The 14,257-nt window shown below is 66.8% G+C and carries 12 protein-coding genes; all 12 read left to right on the plus strand.

Features of this window, described 5'->3' with window-relative positions:
• Positions 1–56: 56 nt before the first annotated feature.
• The 12 genes from asd (at position 57) to AC1RB9_RS09450 (ending at position 14,244) form a co-directional block, all read left to right on the plus strand.
• Positions 57–1,169, plus strand: a complete 1,113-nt coding sequence (asd, locus tag AC1RB9_RS09395; RefSeq protein WP_003111187.1) for an aspartate-semialdehyde dehydrogenase — start codon at positions 57–59, stop codon at positions 1,167–1,169.
• 101 nt (positions 1,170–1,270) lie between these two features.
• On the plus strand, positions 1,271–2,281 hold the full coding sequence (locus tag AC1RB9_RS09400; RefSeq protein WP_003115016.1) for an aspartate-semialdehyde dehydrogenase: 1,011 nt from the start codon (positions 1,271–1,273) through the stop codon (positions 2,279–2,281).
• Between the two features lie 168 nt (positions 2,282–2,449).
• A complete protein-coding gene (gene fimV, locus AC1RB9_RS09405) occupies positions 2,450–5,209 on the plus strand; it encodes a motility hub landmark protein FimV (RefSeq protein ID WP_033873602.1) in 2,760 nt (919 codons plus the stop codon).
• 21 nt (positions 5,210–5,230) lie between these two features.
• Positions 5,231–6,088, plus strand: coding sequence for a tRNA pseudouridine(38-40) synthase TruA (gene truA / locus AC1RB9_RS09410; protein WP_003091390.1), 858 nt, complete (start codon positions 5,231–5,233; stop codon positions 6,086–6,088).
• Positions 6,089–6,177: 89 nt separating this feature from the next.
• Entirely contained in the window at positions 6,178–6,813 is a 636-nt protein-coding gene (locus AC1RB9_RS09415) for a phosphoribosylanthranilate isomerase (RefSeq protein ID WP_003116445.1), read from the plus strand.
• A gap of 268 nt (positions 6,814–7,081) precedes the next feature.
• Positions 7,082–7,954: an acetyl-CoA carboxylase, carboxyltransferase subunit beta gene (gene accD, locus AC1RB9_RS09420; protein ID WP_003104199.1), complete on the plus strand. Its 873-nt coding sequence runs from the start codon at positions 7,082–7,084 to the stop codon at positions 7,952–7,954.
• Positions 7,951–9,240, plus strand: coding sequence for a bifunctional tetrahydrofolate synthase/dihydrofolate synthase (gene folC, locus AC1RB9_RS09425; protein ID WP_003115014.1), 1,290 nt, complete (start codon positions 7,951–7,953; stop codon positions 9,238–9,240). Before accD ends, folC begins: the two co-directional genes overlap by 4 nt.
• Positions 9,241–9,243: 3 nt before the next feature.
• The gene (locus AC1RB9_RS09430) at positions 9,244–9,909 is read left to right on the plus strand and encodes an SPOR domain-containing protein (RefSeq protein WP_016253172.1); all 666 of its coding nucleotides are present in this window, start codon (positions 9,244–9,246) and stop codon (positions 9,907–9,909) included.
• Between the two features lie 73 nt (positions 9,910–9,982).
• Positions 9,983–10,525 (plus strand): CvpA family protein, encoded by a 543-nt coding sequence (locus AC1RB9_RS09435; RefSeq protein WP_003113932.1) that lies wholly within the window; start codon positions 9,983–9,985, stop codon positions 10,523–10,525.
• 221 nt (positions 10,526–10,746) lie between these two features.
• A complete protein-coding gene (gene purF, locus AC1RB9_RS09440; protein WP_003091383.1) occupies positions 10,747–12,252 on the plus strand; it encodes an amidophosphoribosyltransferase in 1,506 nt (501 codons plus the stop codon).
• A gap of 16 nt (positions 12,253–12,268) precedes the next feature.
• On the plus strand, positions 12,269–13,480 hold the full coding sequence (locus AC1RB9_RS09445; protein WP_003113933.1) for an O-succinylhomoserine sulfhydrylase: 1,212 nt from the start codon (positions 12,269–12,271) through the stop codon (positions 13,478–13,480).
• Complete coding sequence (locus AC1RB9_RS09450) at positions 13,477–14,244, plus strand: SDR family oxidoreductase (RefSeq protein ID WP_003103539.1); 768 nt, start codon at positions 13,477–13,479, stop codon at positions 14,242–14,244. The genes AC1RB9_RS09445 and AC1RB9_RS09450 overlap by 4 nt, the downstream gene beginning before the upstream one ends.
• The last annotated feature ends 13 nt before the right edge of the window (positions 14,245–14,257 follow it).

The raw sequence follows: 14,257 nt of genomic DNA on the forward strand, positions 1-14,257 counted from the left end.
GCCGGCGCCATGATGGCTGCCGGCCAGCTCACTTCTCTCATATAGGTGTAGTTGCGATGAAGCGTGTAGGTCTGATCGGTTGGCGCGGGATGGTGGGTTCCGTACTCATGCAGCGAATGCTGGAAGAGCGGGACTTCGACCTGATCGAGCCGGTGTTCTTCACCACGTCGAACGTCGGTGGCCAGGGCCCGGAAGTGGGCAAGGACATCGCTCCGCTGAAGGACGCCTACAGCATCGACGAGCTGAAGACCCTCGACGTGATCCTGACCTGCCAGGGCGGCGACTACACCAGCGAAGTATTCCCCAAGCTGCGCGAGGCCGGCTGGCAGGGCTACTGGATCGATGCCGCCTCCAGTCTGCGCATGGAAGACGACGCGGTGATCGTCCTCGACCCGGTCAACCGCAAGGTCATCGACCAGGCTCTGGACGCCGGCACCCGCAACTACATCGGCGGCAACTGCACCGTCAGCCTGATGCTGATGGCCCTGGGCGGGCTGTTCGACGCCGGCCTGGTCGAGTGGATGAGTGCCATGACCTACCAGGCCGCCTCCGGCGCCGGCGCGCAGAACATGCGTGAACTGCTCAAGCAGATGGGCGCCGCCCATGCATCGGTGGCGGATGACCTGGCCAACCCGGCCAGCGCGATCCTCGACATCGACCGCAAGGTGGCGGAGACCCTGCGCAGCGAAGCCTTCCCCACCGAGCATTTCGGCGCGCCGCTGGGCGGCAGCCTGATCCCCTGGATCGACAAGGAACTGCCCAACGGGCAGAGCCGCGAAGAGTGGAAGGCCCAGGCGGAGACCAACAAGATCCTTGCCCGCTTCAAGAACCCGATCCCGGTCGACGGTATCTGCGTGCGCGTCGGCGCCATGCGTTGCCACAGCCAGGCGCTGACCATCAAGTTGAACAAGGATGTGCCGCTGACCGACATCGAGGGCCTGATCAGCCAGCACAATCCCTGGGTCAAGCTGGTGCCGAACCACCGCGAGGTAAGCGTGCGCGAGCTGACCCCGGCCGCCGTCACCGGCACCCTGAGCGTTCCGGTCGGGCGCCTGCGCAAGCTGAACATGGGCTCCCAGTATCTCGGCGCCTTCACCGTCGGCGACCAGTTGCTGTGGGGCGCTGCCGAGCCGCTGCGGCGCATGCTGCGCATCCTGCTGGAGCGCTGATCGATCCGGTGCCGCCCGCAATGGGCGGCGCCTCGATTGCCTGGGCGAAGGTGGGCAAGTAAAGTGCCACGCCTATTTCGCAGACCGCCGAGGCTTTTCCCATGTCCCAGCCCCTCAATGTCGCAGTCGTAGGCGCCACCGGATCGGTTGGCGAGGCTCTGGTCGGTCTCCTCGACGAACGCGACTTCCCGCTTCATCGTCTGCACCTGCTGGCCAGCGCCGAGTCGGCCGGGCAGCGCATGGGTTTCGCCGAAAGCAGCCTGCGCGTCGGCGATGTCGATAGCTTCGATTTTTCCAGTGTCGGCCTGGCCTTCTTCGCCGCGGCAGCCGAGGTGTCGCGTGCCCATGCCGAGCGCGCCCGCGCGGCGGGTTGTTCGGTGATCGACCTGAGCGGCGCCCTGGAACCGAGCGTCGCACCGCCGGTCATGGTTTCGGTGAATGCCGAACGCCTGGCCTCGCAAGCGGCGCCGTTCCTTTTGTCCAGTCCTTGCGCCGTAGCCGCCGAACTGTGCGAAGTGCTGGCGCCACTCCTGGCCACGCTGGATTGCCGGCAACTGAACCTGACAGCCTGCCTCTCCGTCTCCAGCCTGGGGCGCGAAGGGGTCAAGGAACTCGCCCGGCAGACCGCCGAACTGCTCAATGCGCGCCCCCTGGAGCCGCGTCTCTTCGACCGCCAGATCGCCTTCAACCTGCTCGCGCAGGTCGGAGCGGTGGATGCCGAGGGACACAGCGCGATCGAGCGGCGCATCTTCGCGGAGGTGCAGGCCTTGCTTGGCGAGCGTATCGGACCGTTGAACGTTACCTGCATCCAGGCGCCGGTATTCTTCGGCGATAGCCTCAGCGTGACCCTGCAGTGCGCGGAACCGGTGGACCTGGCCGCGGTGACGCGGGTCCTCGATGCGACGAAAGGTATCGAATGGGTCGGCGAGGGCGATTATCCGACGGTGGTCGGCGATGCCCTCGGCCAGGACGAGACCTATGTCGGCCGGGTGAGGGCGGGGCAGGCTGATCCCTGTCAGGTCAATTTGTGGATTGTGTCTGATAATGTGCGAAAAGGTGCCGCGCTGAATGCCGTGCTCCTGGGTGAGTTGTTGATAAAACACTATCTGTAAAAGATACTTACCCACAGATTTGTAGAATTATTCGAGCTTGTTAATACTGGTTCGATCCGCTGCTGCCGGGGAGCGTCCGTCCATGCATGGCTGGGCGAGCGGACAGCAAGCACCGACGCACTCCCTCTCGTGAAACGAGAAAAGATATTAAAACCAAGGGATTACACTATGGTTCGGCTTCGTACACTGGTTCGGGCAATCGCGGCGGCCTCGGTCCTGACTTCCGGCATGGCGCATGGATTGGGACTGGGGGAAATCACCCTGAAGTCGGCGTTGAACCAACCGTTGGATGCCGAGATCGAGCTGCTCGAAGTTCGTGACCTGGGTTCGGGCGAGGTGATCCCGAGCCTGGCGTCGCCGGAAGAGTTCAGCAAGGCGGGCGTCGATCGCCTGTACTACCTCACCGACCTGAAGTTCACGCCGGTGGTGAAGCCCAACGGCAAGAGCGTCATTCGCGTGACCTCGTCGAAGCCGGTGCAGGAGCCCTACCTGAACTTCCTGGTCCAGGTGCTCTGGCCGAACGGCCGCCTGCTGCGCGAGTACACCGTCCTGCTGGATCCGCCGCTGTACTCCCCGCAGGCCGCGGCAAGCGCTCCGCAAGCGCCGGTCAGCGCGCCGCGCGCGACCGGCGCCCCGCGAGCCCCGCAGGCTCCGGCTCCGGTGCGTACCACCGCGCCGGCAGGCAGCGACACCTATCGCACCGTTTCCAACGACACGCTCTGGGAGATCGCCCAGCGCAACCGTACCGATCGCGTTTCCGTACCCCAGGCGATGCTCGCGTTCCAGGAGCTGAATCCGGGCGCCTTCGTCGATGGCAACATCAACCGGCTGAAGAGCGGCCAGGTCCTGCGCATTCCCACCGAACAGCAGATGCTGGAGCGCTCGCCGCGCGAGGCGCTGTCCCAGGTGCAGGCGCAGAACCAGAGCTGGCGCGGCAGCCGCAATCCGGCCGCGGGCAGCGCTGGCGCCAGGCAGTTGGATGCGACCCAGCGCAATGCCGCCGGGTCGGCGCCATCCAAGGTCGACGCCACGGACAATCTGCGCCTGGTGTCTGGCGAGGGCAAGGCCAGCAAGGGTGCCGACAAGGGCGGAAAGGGCGACAGCAAGGCGATCGCCGATACCCTGGCGGTGACCAAGGAAAGCCTCGACAGCACTCGCCGCGAGAACGAAGAACTGCAGAGTCGCATGCAGGATCTGCAGAGCCAGTTGGACAAGCTGCAGAAGTTGATCCAGCTGAAGGACGCCCAGTTGGCCAAGCTGCAAGGGCAGTTGGGCGCCGAAGGCCAGGGCGCAGCCCAGCCGAACGCAGCCCTGCCGGATGCGTCCCAGCCCAATGCGGCCGCGCAGGCGCCGGCTCAGCCCGGGACTCCTGCTGCGGCAGCGCCGACTCCTGCTCCAGCCGGAGAAGCACCCGCCGCTCCGGCGCAGCCTCCGGTGGCGCCGCCGCCCGCGCCAGCTGCCGAGAAGCCTCCGGCACCTGCCGTTCCGGCGCCCGCTCCGGTACAGGCGGCAGAGCAGCCGGCACCGAGCTTCCTCGACGAACTGCTGGCCAACCCGCTGTGGTTGGCGGTGATCGGCGGTAGCGCACTGCTGGCGTTGCTGGTGCTGCTGATGATCCTGTCGCGGCGCAATGCGCAGAAAGAGAAGGAAGAAGCCCAGGCTTTCGCCGCGGATACCGGCGAGGAACAGGAGGATGCGCTGGACCTGGGAAAGGACGGCTTCGACGACCTGACCCTCGACGAGCCTGAGCCGCAGGTCGCAGCCGTCGCTCCGCAGGTCGAGAAGACCACCGCGCAGACTTCCGATGCGCTGGGCGAGGCCGACATCTATATCGCCTACGGGCGTTTCAACCAGGCCGCCGAACTGTTGCAGAACGCCATCTACGACGAGCCGCAGCGCACCGACCTGCGCCTCAAGCTGATGGAAGTCTATGCCGAGATGGGCGATCGCGAAGGTTTCGCTCGCCAGGAAAACGAGCTGCGCGAAATCGGCGGCGCACAGCCGCAGGTCGAGCAGCTCAAGTCGCGCTATCCGGCAATGGTCGCGGTCGCCGCGGTTGCCGGCCTGGCCGGCGCCAAGCTGGCGCAGGACGAGCTGGATAGCTTCAGCCTCGACGATCTGTCGCTCGACGACAGCGGTCACGCGGCCAAGCCGGATGCGGCAGGACAGGATCTCGACGACGCCTTCGACCTGAGCCTGGACGACCTGGACGGCGACGACGTGCAGGCCGACCTCAAGTCCGACAGCGGGGCGCTGGACGACCTGACCCTGGACAGCGATCTGGACCTGGCGGCCTCGACCGCGGCGGACAAGCCTGTCGACGATCTCGACTTCGGCCTGGATTTCGCGGAGTTGGCAGAGACTCCGAGCCAACCCAAGCATGACGACCTGGGCGATTTCTCCCTGGATCTCGATGCGCCGGAAGACAAGCTTTCGGACGACGACTTCCTGCTTTCGCTGAACGACGAAGTGCCCGCCGCGGCGCCCGCCGACAACGAATTCACCCTCGATACCGAGGCTGCCGAAGAGCCGGCGTTGTCCCTGCCGGACGACTTCGACCTGTCGCTGGCCGACGAGTCGACGGAGCCGGCCGCTCCGGAGAAGGGCGAGGACAGTTTCGCCGCCCAGTTGGACGAGGTGAGTGCGCAGTTGGACGAGTTGGCCAGCAACCTTGACGAGCCGAAGAGCGCGACGCCGAGTTTCTCCGCCGAAGATGCAGCGGTCGCCTCCGCCCTGGACGGAGACGCCGACGATGACTTCGACTTCCTCTCCGGTGCCGACGAAGCGGCGACCAAGCTGGATCTGGCTCGCGCCTACATCGACATGGGCGATAGCGAAGGCGCGCGCGATATCCTCGACGAAGTCCTGGCCGAAGGTAACGACAGCCAGCAGGCGGAAGCCCGCGAGTTGCTGGAGCGCCTGGCCTGATCCGGAAATGAAGCGACCCTCATGAACGATGTTGTTCCGCCAGCGGCAGCCGAATCGGCTGCCGCTGGCGTTTCCAGAATCGCCCTCGGCATCGAGTACAAGGGCTCCCGCTATCGTGGCTGGCAGCGCCAGGAAGCCGGCGTGCCTTCCGTGCAGGAAGCGCTGGAGCGCGCCTTGTCGAAGGTTGCCGCCGAGCCGGTCGGGGTGATCTGCGCCGGCCGTACCGACGCTGCCGTTCATGCCAGCGGCCAGGTAGTGCATTTCGACACCGCGGTGGAGCGCCCGTTGAAAGCATGGGTGATGGGCACCAACGCCAACCTGCCCGCGGATATCAGTGTGACCTGGGCGAGGGTGATGCCGGCGCATTTCCACGCGCGCTTCTCGGCCATGGCCCGGCGCTATCGCTACGCCATCTACAACGATCCGATCCGCCCGGCGCACCTGGCCGAGGAGGTCACCTGGAACCATCGGCCGCTGGATATCGGGCGGATGCGCGAGGCGGCCCAGGTACTGGTCGGCACCCATGACTTCACCTCGTTCCGGGCGGTGCAGTGCCAGGCCAAGTCGCCGGTCAAGACCATGCATCACGTGCGCTTGCTGGAGCATGGTCGGTTGATCGTGCTGGACATCCGCGGTAACGCTTTCCTTCACCATATGGTGCGCAACATCGCTGGCGTCCTGATGACCATCGGTGCCGGCGAGCGGCCGATCGAATGGGCGAAGGAGGTGCTCGAGGCGCGCGACCGGCGCGCCGGTGGGGTCACCGCTCACCCCTACGGACTCTATCTGGTGCGGGTGGAGTACCCCGGGGAGTTCGAGTTGCCCGAGCGCTACCTGGGGCCGCATTTCCTTTCCGGATTGCCCGATATCGTCGGCTGACGTCGAATCGGGCTTTTGCTACCATCGAGAATTCCCGCCGGACCGGCCGTCCGGCGGTTCGTCGCTCACTCGCCGAGGATTCTCCGTCGTTGCCAGCCGTTCGCATCAAGATCTGCGGTATCACCCGAGTCGAGGACGCCCTGGCCGCTGCCGCGGCGGGCGCCGATGCCATCGGCCTGGTGTTCTATGCGAAGAGCCCGCGGGCGGTGGATATCCATCGGGCGCGGGAGATCGTTCGTGCCCTGCCGCCGTTCGTGACCAGCGTCGGCCTGTTCGTCAACGCCAGCCGCTGCGAACTGGGCGAGATTCTCGATGCGGTGCCGCTGGACCTGCTGCAATTCCATGGCGACGAGCGCGCCGAGGACTGCGAGGGACATCGGCGACCCTACCTGAAGGCCCTGCGGGTGAAGCCCGGCGACGACATCGTCGGGCGCGCGGCGGCATATCCGGGAGCTGCCGGGATTCTCCTGGATACCTATGTGGAAGGCGTGCCCGGCGGCACGGGGGCGGCGTTCGACTGGTCGCTGGTGCCGACCGACCTGGGCAAACCCCTGGTGCTGGCCGGCGGTCTGACGCCGGATAACGTCGGCAGGGCAGTCGAGCAGGTCAAGCCCTACGCGGTGGACGTCAGCGGTGGCGTCGAGGCGAGCAAGGGAATCAAGGATGCGGCGAGGGTCCGCGCGTTCGTGGACGCGGTGCGTTCGCGGCGCCGCGACGAGACATGATGTGACGACGGGCGGCCCGCCGCCGTCCACTAGCGTGTCGCCGTTTCCGCGACAACGCCCGGCCGCCGATAGGGAGGCCAGATATTTCGCGATAGCCGCTCGCCGGGTATCGCCCAGGTGACCGCGCAGGCGGGGGATGGGACAGGCCGCGAAACGTTTCGCAGCCGTGGGGCCCACCGCTGCCGGCGGTCACGAAGATGAATTTGCTCAGGGACGCCGTCACCGGATCGGTGCGGCCATCCCGACCTTGCACTGGAGAACAAAGAGCATGAGCAACTGGCTGGTAGACAAGCTGATCCCTTCCATCATGCGTTCCGAGTCCCAGAAGAGTTCGGTACCGGAAGGCCTGTGGCACAAATGCCCGTCCTGCGAAGCCGTGCTGTACCGTCCGGAGCTGGAAAAGACCCTGGATGTCTGCCCGAAGTGCGATCACCACATGCGCATCAACGCGCGTACCCGCCTGGACATCTTCCTCGATGAGGACGGTCGCGAGGAGCTGGGTGCCGACCTCGAGCCGGTGGACCGCCTGAAATTCCGCGACAGCAAGAAGTACAAGGATCGCCTCGCCGCGGCACAGAAGGACACTGGCGAGAAGGACGCGCTGATCGCCATGAGCGGCAAGCTGCAGGGCATGCCGGTGGTCGCCTGCGCCTTCGAGTTCTCCTTCATGGGCGGTTCGATGGGCGCCATCGTCGGCGAGCGCTTCGTTCGCGCAGCCAACGTCGCCCTGGAGAAGCGCTGCCCGCTGATCTGCTTCTCCGCCTCCGGCGGCGCGCGCATGCAGGAAGCGCTGATCTCGCTGATGCAGATGGCCAAGACCTCGGCGGTCCTGGCGCGCCTGCGCGAAGAAGGCATCCCGTTCGTCTCGGTATTGACCGACCCGGTCTACGGCGGCGTTTCCGCCAGCCTGGCGATGCTCGGCGACGTGATCGTCGGCGAACCCAAAGCGCTGATCGGCTTCGCCGGTCCCCGCGTGATCGAGCAGACCGTCCGCGAGAAGCTGCCGGAAGGCTTCCAGCGTAGCGAGTTCCTCCTCGAGCATGGCGCCATCGACATGATCGTGCATCGTGCCGAGTTGCGGCCGCGCCTGGCCAATCTGCTGTCGGCCTTCACTCATTCGCCGAGCCCCGTATCCGCATGACCCAGCGTTCCCTGGCCGATTGGCTGAGCTATCTCGAACAACTCCATCCGACGGCCATCGACATGGGCCTGGAGCGTTCCCGCGAGGTAGCGCGCCGGCTCGGCCTGGGAAGGCCGGCGAAACGCGTGGTCACCGTTACCGGGACCAACGGCAAGGGCTCCACCTGCGCCCTGCTCGCCGAACTGCTGCGTGAGCAGGGGTTGTCGGTCGGGGTCTACAGCTCGCCGCACCTGCTGCGCTACAACGAGCGGGTGCGGATCGACGGCATCGAGGCCGGCGATGCGCAACTGTGCGACGCCTTCTCCGCGGTGGAGGCCGCACGTGGCGAGATTTCCCTGACCTATTTCGAAATGGGCACGCTGGCCGCCTTCTGGCTGTTCGAGCGCGCCGGGCTGGACTTCGCGGTGCTGGAAGTCGGCCTTGGCGGGCGCCTGGATGCGGTCAACCTGATCGACGCCGACCTGGCGCTGATCACCAGCATCGGCCTGGACCATGCGGACTGGCTGGGCGATACCCGCGAAAGCGTGGCTTTCGAGAAAGCCGGTATCCTGCGCGCCGGCAAACCGGCCCTGTGCGGCGATCTCGATCCCCCGCAGCCATTGCTGGAGCAGGTGGCTGCGCTGGGGGCACCGCTTTACCTGCGCGGTCGCGACTACGACCTGGCGCTCGCCGATCATGGCTGGCACTGGCGCGGGCTGGCCGCGGACGGCCAGGCGCTGGCGCTGCACGATCTGCCGTTGCTCGGGTTGCCCATGGAAAACGCCGCGCTGGCCCTGCAGGCCTACGCGTTGCTCGAGTTGCCCTGGCAGGCGGAGCGCCTGGCCGAGGCGCTGCGGCGGACCCGGGTGACCGGTCGCCTCGATCGCCGCGACCTGTCCTGGAACGGCCAGCCACGCCAGCTCCTGCTGGACGTCGGGCACAATCCCCAGGCCGCCCAGTACCTGGCGCAACGCCTGCGTGCCGCAGCGCCACGAGGACGCTACCTGGCGGTCTTCGGCCTGCTGGCGGACAAAGACCTGGATGGCGTACTGGAACCCTTGACCGGCTTGGTGCAGGATTGGGCCGTTGCACCGTTGCCGACTCCGCGTTCGCGGCCGGCCGCGGAGCTGGAGGCGGCGCTGATCCTGCGCCAGGTTCCGGCGAGCAGTCATGCGGATATCGCCGCCGCCCTGGACGCGCAGTGCGCCAAGGCTACCGCGGATGATGTCATTCTGCTGTTCGGATCGTTCTATAGCGTGGCCGAAGGCCTGGAATGGCTGGCCCGTAGAACGGATAAGGGGGAGTAAATCATGGCCTTGCTGGAAAGAGGGCTGAAGCAGCGCATCGTCGGGGCGTTGGTGCTGATCGCCCTGGCGGTGATCTTCCTGCCGATGCTGTTCACCCGCGAAGACGAGTCGCGCCAGGTCGTGGTGGAAGCGCCGCCGCGCCCGCAATCGCCGGCCATGCCCAGTGTCGAGGTGCAGCCGACCGAGGTGCCGGAACTGCAGCCCGGCGAGGAAGGCATCGCTCCCGAGATCGTCGAGGAAGGCTCCCCGGCCGCCGCCGGCCAGCCCAGCCAGCCGATCGGCGGCCTGCCGGCGACCCCGCCGGCCACCCAGCCGCCCGCCCAGGCCCAGGCCCAGGCGCCGGCCGCCAGCCTGCCGCCAAGCCAGCCGCAACCGCCCGCTGCGCCGCCGAGCCCGCCGCCCGCGGAGAAGCGCCTGGACGCCAACAACCTGCCGCAGAGCTGGTCGGTACAGCTTGCCAGCCTGTCCAACCGGGCGCGCGCCGAGGAATTGCAGAAGACCCTGCGCTCCCAGGGCTACAACGCCTACATCCGCAGCTTCGACGGGATGAACCGGGTCTTCGTCGGGCCGGTGATCCAGCGCGCCGAGGCGGATCGCCTGCGCGACCAGTTGAGCAAGCAGCAGAAGCTCAACGGCTTCGTCGTGCGCTTCCAGCCGGAACGCGGTTGACCGCGACCCGCGGCTTACCGTCGCGGGCGCGCTCTGCTAAAATGCAGCGCCTTTTCTGCTTGTGGGCTGCATAGTGGCATTTACCTGGGTCGATTGGACGATGGTCGCCATCATCGTCGTTTCCAGCCTGATCAGTCTGAGTCGCGGCTTCGTCAAGGAAGCCTTGTCCCTGCTTACCTGGATAGTCGCCGGCGCGGTGGCCTGGATGTTCGGCGGGGCGCTGGCGCAGCACCTGGGCGAGTACATCCAGACCCCCTCGGCCCGCATCATCGCAGCCTGCGCGCTGCTGTTCATCGCGACCCTGCTGCTCGGGGCGCTGGTCAACTACCTCATCGGCGAACTGATCCGGGTCACCGGCCTCTCCGGCACCGACCGCTTCCTCGGCATGGTCTTCGGCGGTGCGCGCGGCGTACTGCTGGTCGTGCTGCTGGTCGGCCTGCTCAGCCTGGCCCCGGTACAGCAGGACCCTTGGTGGCAGCAGTCGGTGCTGATGCCGCATTTCCTGATGGTTGCCGACTGGTCGAAGAACTTCATTCTCGGTTTCGCCGGCCAGTGGTTGCCGGCCGCACCGATAACGCCGCCGAGCGGCATCGGCGGGCTGCTTCCCAGCCAGTGATTTTGGCGGGACACTGGCCGAGGCCGGGTCCCGCGGTTTTCCAGGGCGGCGCGTCGATGGCGCGGCGCCGGCGGCACAGGACGTGCCGCGAGCCAGTCGGCGGCGAAGGTCGCCGATTCGCGGGAGCCAGCGGCCCACAGGCCCTGGTCAGCTCGATGGTCCGGGACGGACCGATCGCGCTTCCCATCTTTCCAGCTTGAGCCAAGTAGGGGTTGCGTCACATGTGTGGCATCGTCGGTATCGTGGGCAAGTCGAACGTCAATCAGGCGCTGTATGACGCGCTCACCGTCCTCCAACATCGCGGCCAGGACGCTGCCGGTATCGTCACCTGCCATGACGATAAGCTGTACCTGCGCAAGGACAACGGCCTGGTCCGCGACGTCTTCCAGCAGCGCCACATGCAGCGCCTGATCGGCAGCGTCGGCATCGGCCATGTGCGTTACCCGACCGCCGGCAGCTCCAGCTCGGCGGAAGCGCAGCCGTTCTACGTCAACTCGCCCTACGGCATCACCCTGGCGCACAACGGCAACCTGACCAATGTCGAGCAGTTGGCCAAGGAAATCTACGAATCCGACCTGCGCCACGTGAACACCAACTCCGATTCGGAAGTGCTGCTCAACGTGTTCGCCCACGAGCTGGCGGTGCGCAACAAGCTGCAGCCCACCGAGGAGGACATCTTCGCCGCGGTTTCCTGCGTGCACGACCGTTGCGTCGGCGGCTACGCGGTGGTGGCGATGATCACCGGCCATGGCATCGTCGGTTTCCGCGACCCCAATGCGATCCGTCCGATCGTCTTCGGCCAGCGGCATACCGAGAATGGCGTCGAATACATGATCGCCTCCGAGAGCGTGGCCCTGGACGTACTCGGCTTCACCCTGATCCGCGACCTGGCGCCGGGCGAGGCGGTGTACATCACCGAGGAAGGCAAGCTCTATACCCGCCAGTGCGCGAAGGCGCCGAAGTACGCGCCGTGCATCTTCGAGCACGTCTACTTGGCGCGTCCGGATTCGATCATGGACGGCATCTCGGTGTACAAGGCGCGCCTGCGCATGGGCGAGAAGCTTGCCGACAAGATCCTCCGCGAGCGTCCCGACCACGACATCGACGTGGTCATCCCGATCCCGGACACCAGCCGCACCGCGGCGCTGGAACTGGCCAACCGGCTCGGCGTGAAGTTCCGCGAGGGCTTCGTCAAGAACCGCTACATCGGCCGCACCTTCATCATGCCCGGCCAGGCGGCGCGGAAGAAATCCGTGCGGCAGAAGCTCAACGCCATCGAGCTGGAGTTCCGCGGCAAGAACGTGATGCTGGTGGATGACTCCATCGTCCGCGGCACCACCTGCAAGCAGATCATCCAGATGGCCCGCGAGGCCGGGGCGAAGAACGTCTACTTCTGCTCCGCCGCGCCGGCCGTGCGCTACCCCAACGTCTACGGCATCGACATGCCGAGTGCGCACGAGCTGATCGCGCACAATCGCAGCACCGAGGACGTCAGCAAGCTGATCGGCGCCGACTGGCTGGTCTACCAGGACCTGCCCGACCTGATCGACGCGGTCGGCGGCGGCAAGATCAAGATCGATCACTTCGACTGCGCCGTGTTCGACGGCGAGTACGTGACCGGCGACGTCAACGAGGCCTACCTGAACCGGATCGAACAGGCGCGCAACGATGCGACCAAGGCCAAGAGCCAGGCGGTCAGCGCGATCATCGATCTGTACAACGACTGACAAAGGGGAGAGCGGCATGACTCAGGACTGGGATGCCGGGCGTCTCGACAGCGACCTGGAAGGCGCGGCCTTCGACACCCTGGCGGTTCGCGCCGGGCAACGGCGGACGCCGGAGGGCGAGCACGGCGAGGCGCTGTTCACCACTTCCAGCTACGTCTTCCGCACCGCCGCCGACGCGGCCGCGCGGTTCGCCGGCGAAGTGCCGGGCAACGTCTATTCGCGCTACACCAACCCCACGGTACGCACCTTCGAGGAGCGCATCGCCGCCCTCGAAGGAGCCGAGCAGGCGGTGGCCACGGCGTCGGGCATGTCGGCGATCCTCGCCCTGGTGATGAGCCTGTGCAGCTCCGGCGACCACGTGCTGGTCTCGCGCAGCGTGTTCGGCTCGACCATCAGCCTGTTCGACAAGTACTTCAAGCGCTTCGGTATCCAGGTCGACTATCCGCCGTTGAGCGATCTCGCGGCCTGGGAGGCGGCGTGCAAGCCGAATACCAAGCTGTTCTTCGTCGAGTCGCCATCCAACCCGCTGGCCGAGCTGGTGGATATCGCCGCGCTGGCCGAGATCGCCCACGCCAAGGGTGCGCTGCTGGCGGTGGACAACTGCTTCTGCACGCCGGCGCTGCAACAGCCGCTGAAGCTCGGTGCGGACGTGGTGATCCACTCCGCGACCAAGTACATCGACGGGCAGGGCCGGGGCATGGGCGGGGTGGTCGCCGGTCGCGGCGAGCAGATGAAGGAAGTGGTCGGCTTCCTCCGCACCGCCGGACCGACCCTCAGCCCGTTCAACGCCTGGCTGTTCCTCAAGGGCCTGGAAACCCTGCGTATCCGCATGCAGGCGCACAGCGCCAGTGCCCTGGCCCTGGCCGAATGGCTGGAGCGCCAGCCGGGCATCGAGCGGGTCTACTACGCGGGCCTGCCGAGCCATCCTCAGCATGAGTTGGCCCGGCGCCAGCAGAGCGGCTTCGGCGCGGTCGTCAGCTTCGACGTGAAGGGCGGGCGCGATGCCGCCTGGCGCTTCATCGACGCTACCCGGATGGTCTCGATCACCACCAACCTGGGCGACACCAAGACCACCATCGCCCACCCGGCGACCACCTCCCACGGTCGACTGTCCCCCGAGGACCGCGCGCGCGCCGGGATCGGCGACAGCCTGATCCGGGTCGCGGTCGGCCTGGAAGACCTCGACGACCTCAAGGCCGACATGGCTCGGGGGCTGGCTGCGCTGTGATCGAACCCAACCTGCGAGGCAACGGCAAGGTCGCCCTGGTCACCGGGGCGGCCCGGGGCATTGGCCTGGGCATCAGTGCCTGGCTGATCGCCGAGGGCTGGCAGGTAGTGCTTGCCGACAACGACCGTGAACGCGGGGCCAGGGTGGCCGAGGCGCTGGGCGAGCACGCCTGGTTCGTGGCCATGGACGTGGCCCAGGAGGGCCAGGTGGCGATGAGCGTGGCCGAGGTGCTCGGTCAGTTCGGCCGCCTCGACGGCCTGGTCTGCAACGCCGCCATCGCCAATCCGCGCAATACGCCGCTGGAGGCGCTGAGTCTCGGCGAGTGGACCCGGACCCTGGCGGTCAACCTGACCGGTCCGATGCTGCTGGCCAAGTACTGCACGCCTTATCTGCGCGCGCACAATGGCGCCATCGTCAACATCGCCTCGACTCGTGCCCACCAGTCGGAGCCTGACTCCGAGGCCTACGCCGCGAGCAAGGGCGGGTTGCTGGCGCTGACCCATGCCCTGGCCGCCAGCCTGGGCCCGGATATCCGTGTCAATGCGCTCAGCCCCGGCTGGATCGATACCCGCGAGGCCGCCGAGCGCGAGGCTGCGCCGCTGACCGAGCTGGACCACGACCAGCACCTGGTCGGCCGGGTCGGAACGGTGGAGGATGTCGCGTCGCTGGTGGCCTGGCTGCTCTCCGAGGACGCCGGTTTCGTCACCGGCCAGGAATTCCTGGTCGATGGCGGCATGACCCGGAAAATGATCTACCTCGACTGAGTTGGTGGGGAGA

This window comes from Pseudomonas sp. 20-5 (genome assembly GCF_056782835.1).

What these genes read in the sequence shown, in the direction of transcription:
- accD (WP_003104199.1), top strand. Translation starts at nt 7,082, where the DNA reads ATGAGCAACTGGCTGGTAGACAAGCTGATCCCTTCCATCATGCGTTCC.
- purF (WP_003091383.1), top strand. Translation starts at nt 10,747, where the DNA reads ATGTGTGGCATCGTCGGTATCGTGGGCAAGTCGAACGTCAATCAGGCG.
- AC1RB9_RS09445 (WP_003113933.1), top strand. Translation starts at nt 12,269, where the DNA reads ATGACTCAGGACTGGGATGCCGGGCGTCTCGACAGCGACCTGGAAGGC.
- AC1RB9_RS09400 (WP_003115016.1), top strand. Translation starts at nt 1,271, where the DNA reads ATGTCCCAGCCCCTCAATGTCGCAGTCGTAGGCGCCACCGGATCGGTT.
- AC1RB9_RS09430 (WP_016253172.1), top strand. Translation starts at nt 9,244, where the DNA reads ATGGCCTTGCTGGAAAGAGGGCTGAAGCAGCGCATCGTCGGGGCGTTG.
- folC (WP_003115014.1), top strand. Translation starts at nt 7,951, where the DNA reads ATGACCCAGCGTTCCCTGGCCGATTGGCTGAGCTATCTCGAACAACTC.
- fimV (WP_033873602.1), top strand. Translation starts at nt 2,450, where the DNA reads ATGGTTCGGCTTCGTACACTGGTTCGGGCAATCGCGGCGGCCTCGGTC.
- truA (WP_003091390.1), top strand. Translation starts at nt 5,231, where the DNA reads ATGAACGATGTTGTTCCGCCAGCGGCAGCCGAATCGGCTGCCGCTGGC.
- asd (WP_003111187.1), top strand. Translation starts at nt 57, where the DNA reads ATGAAGCGTGTAGGTCTGATCGGTTGGCGCGGGATGGTGGGTTCCGTA.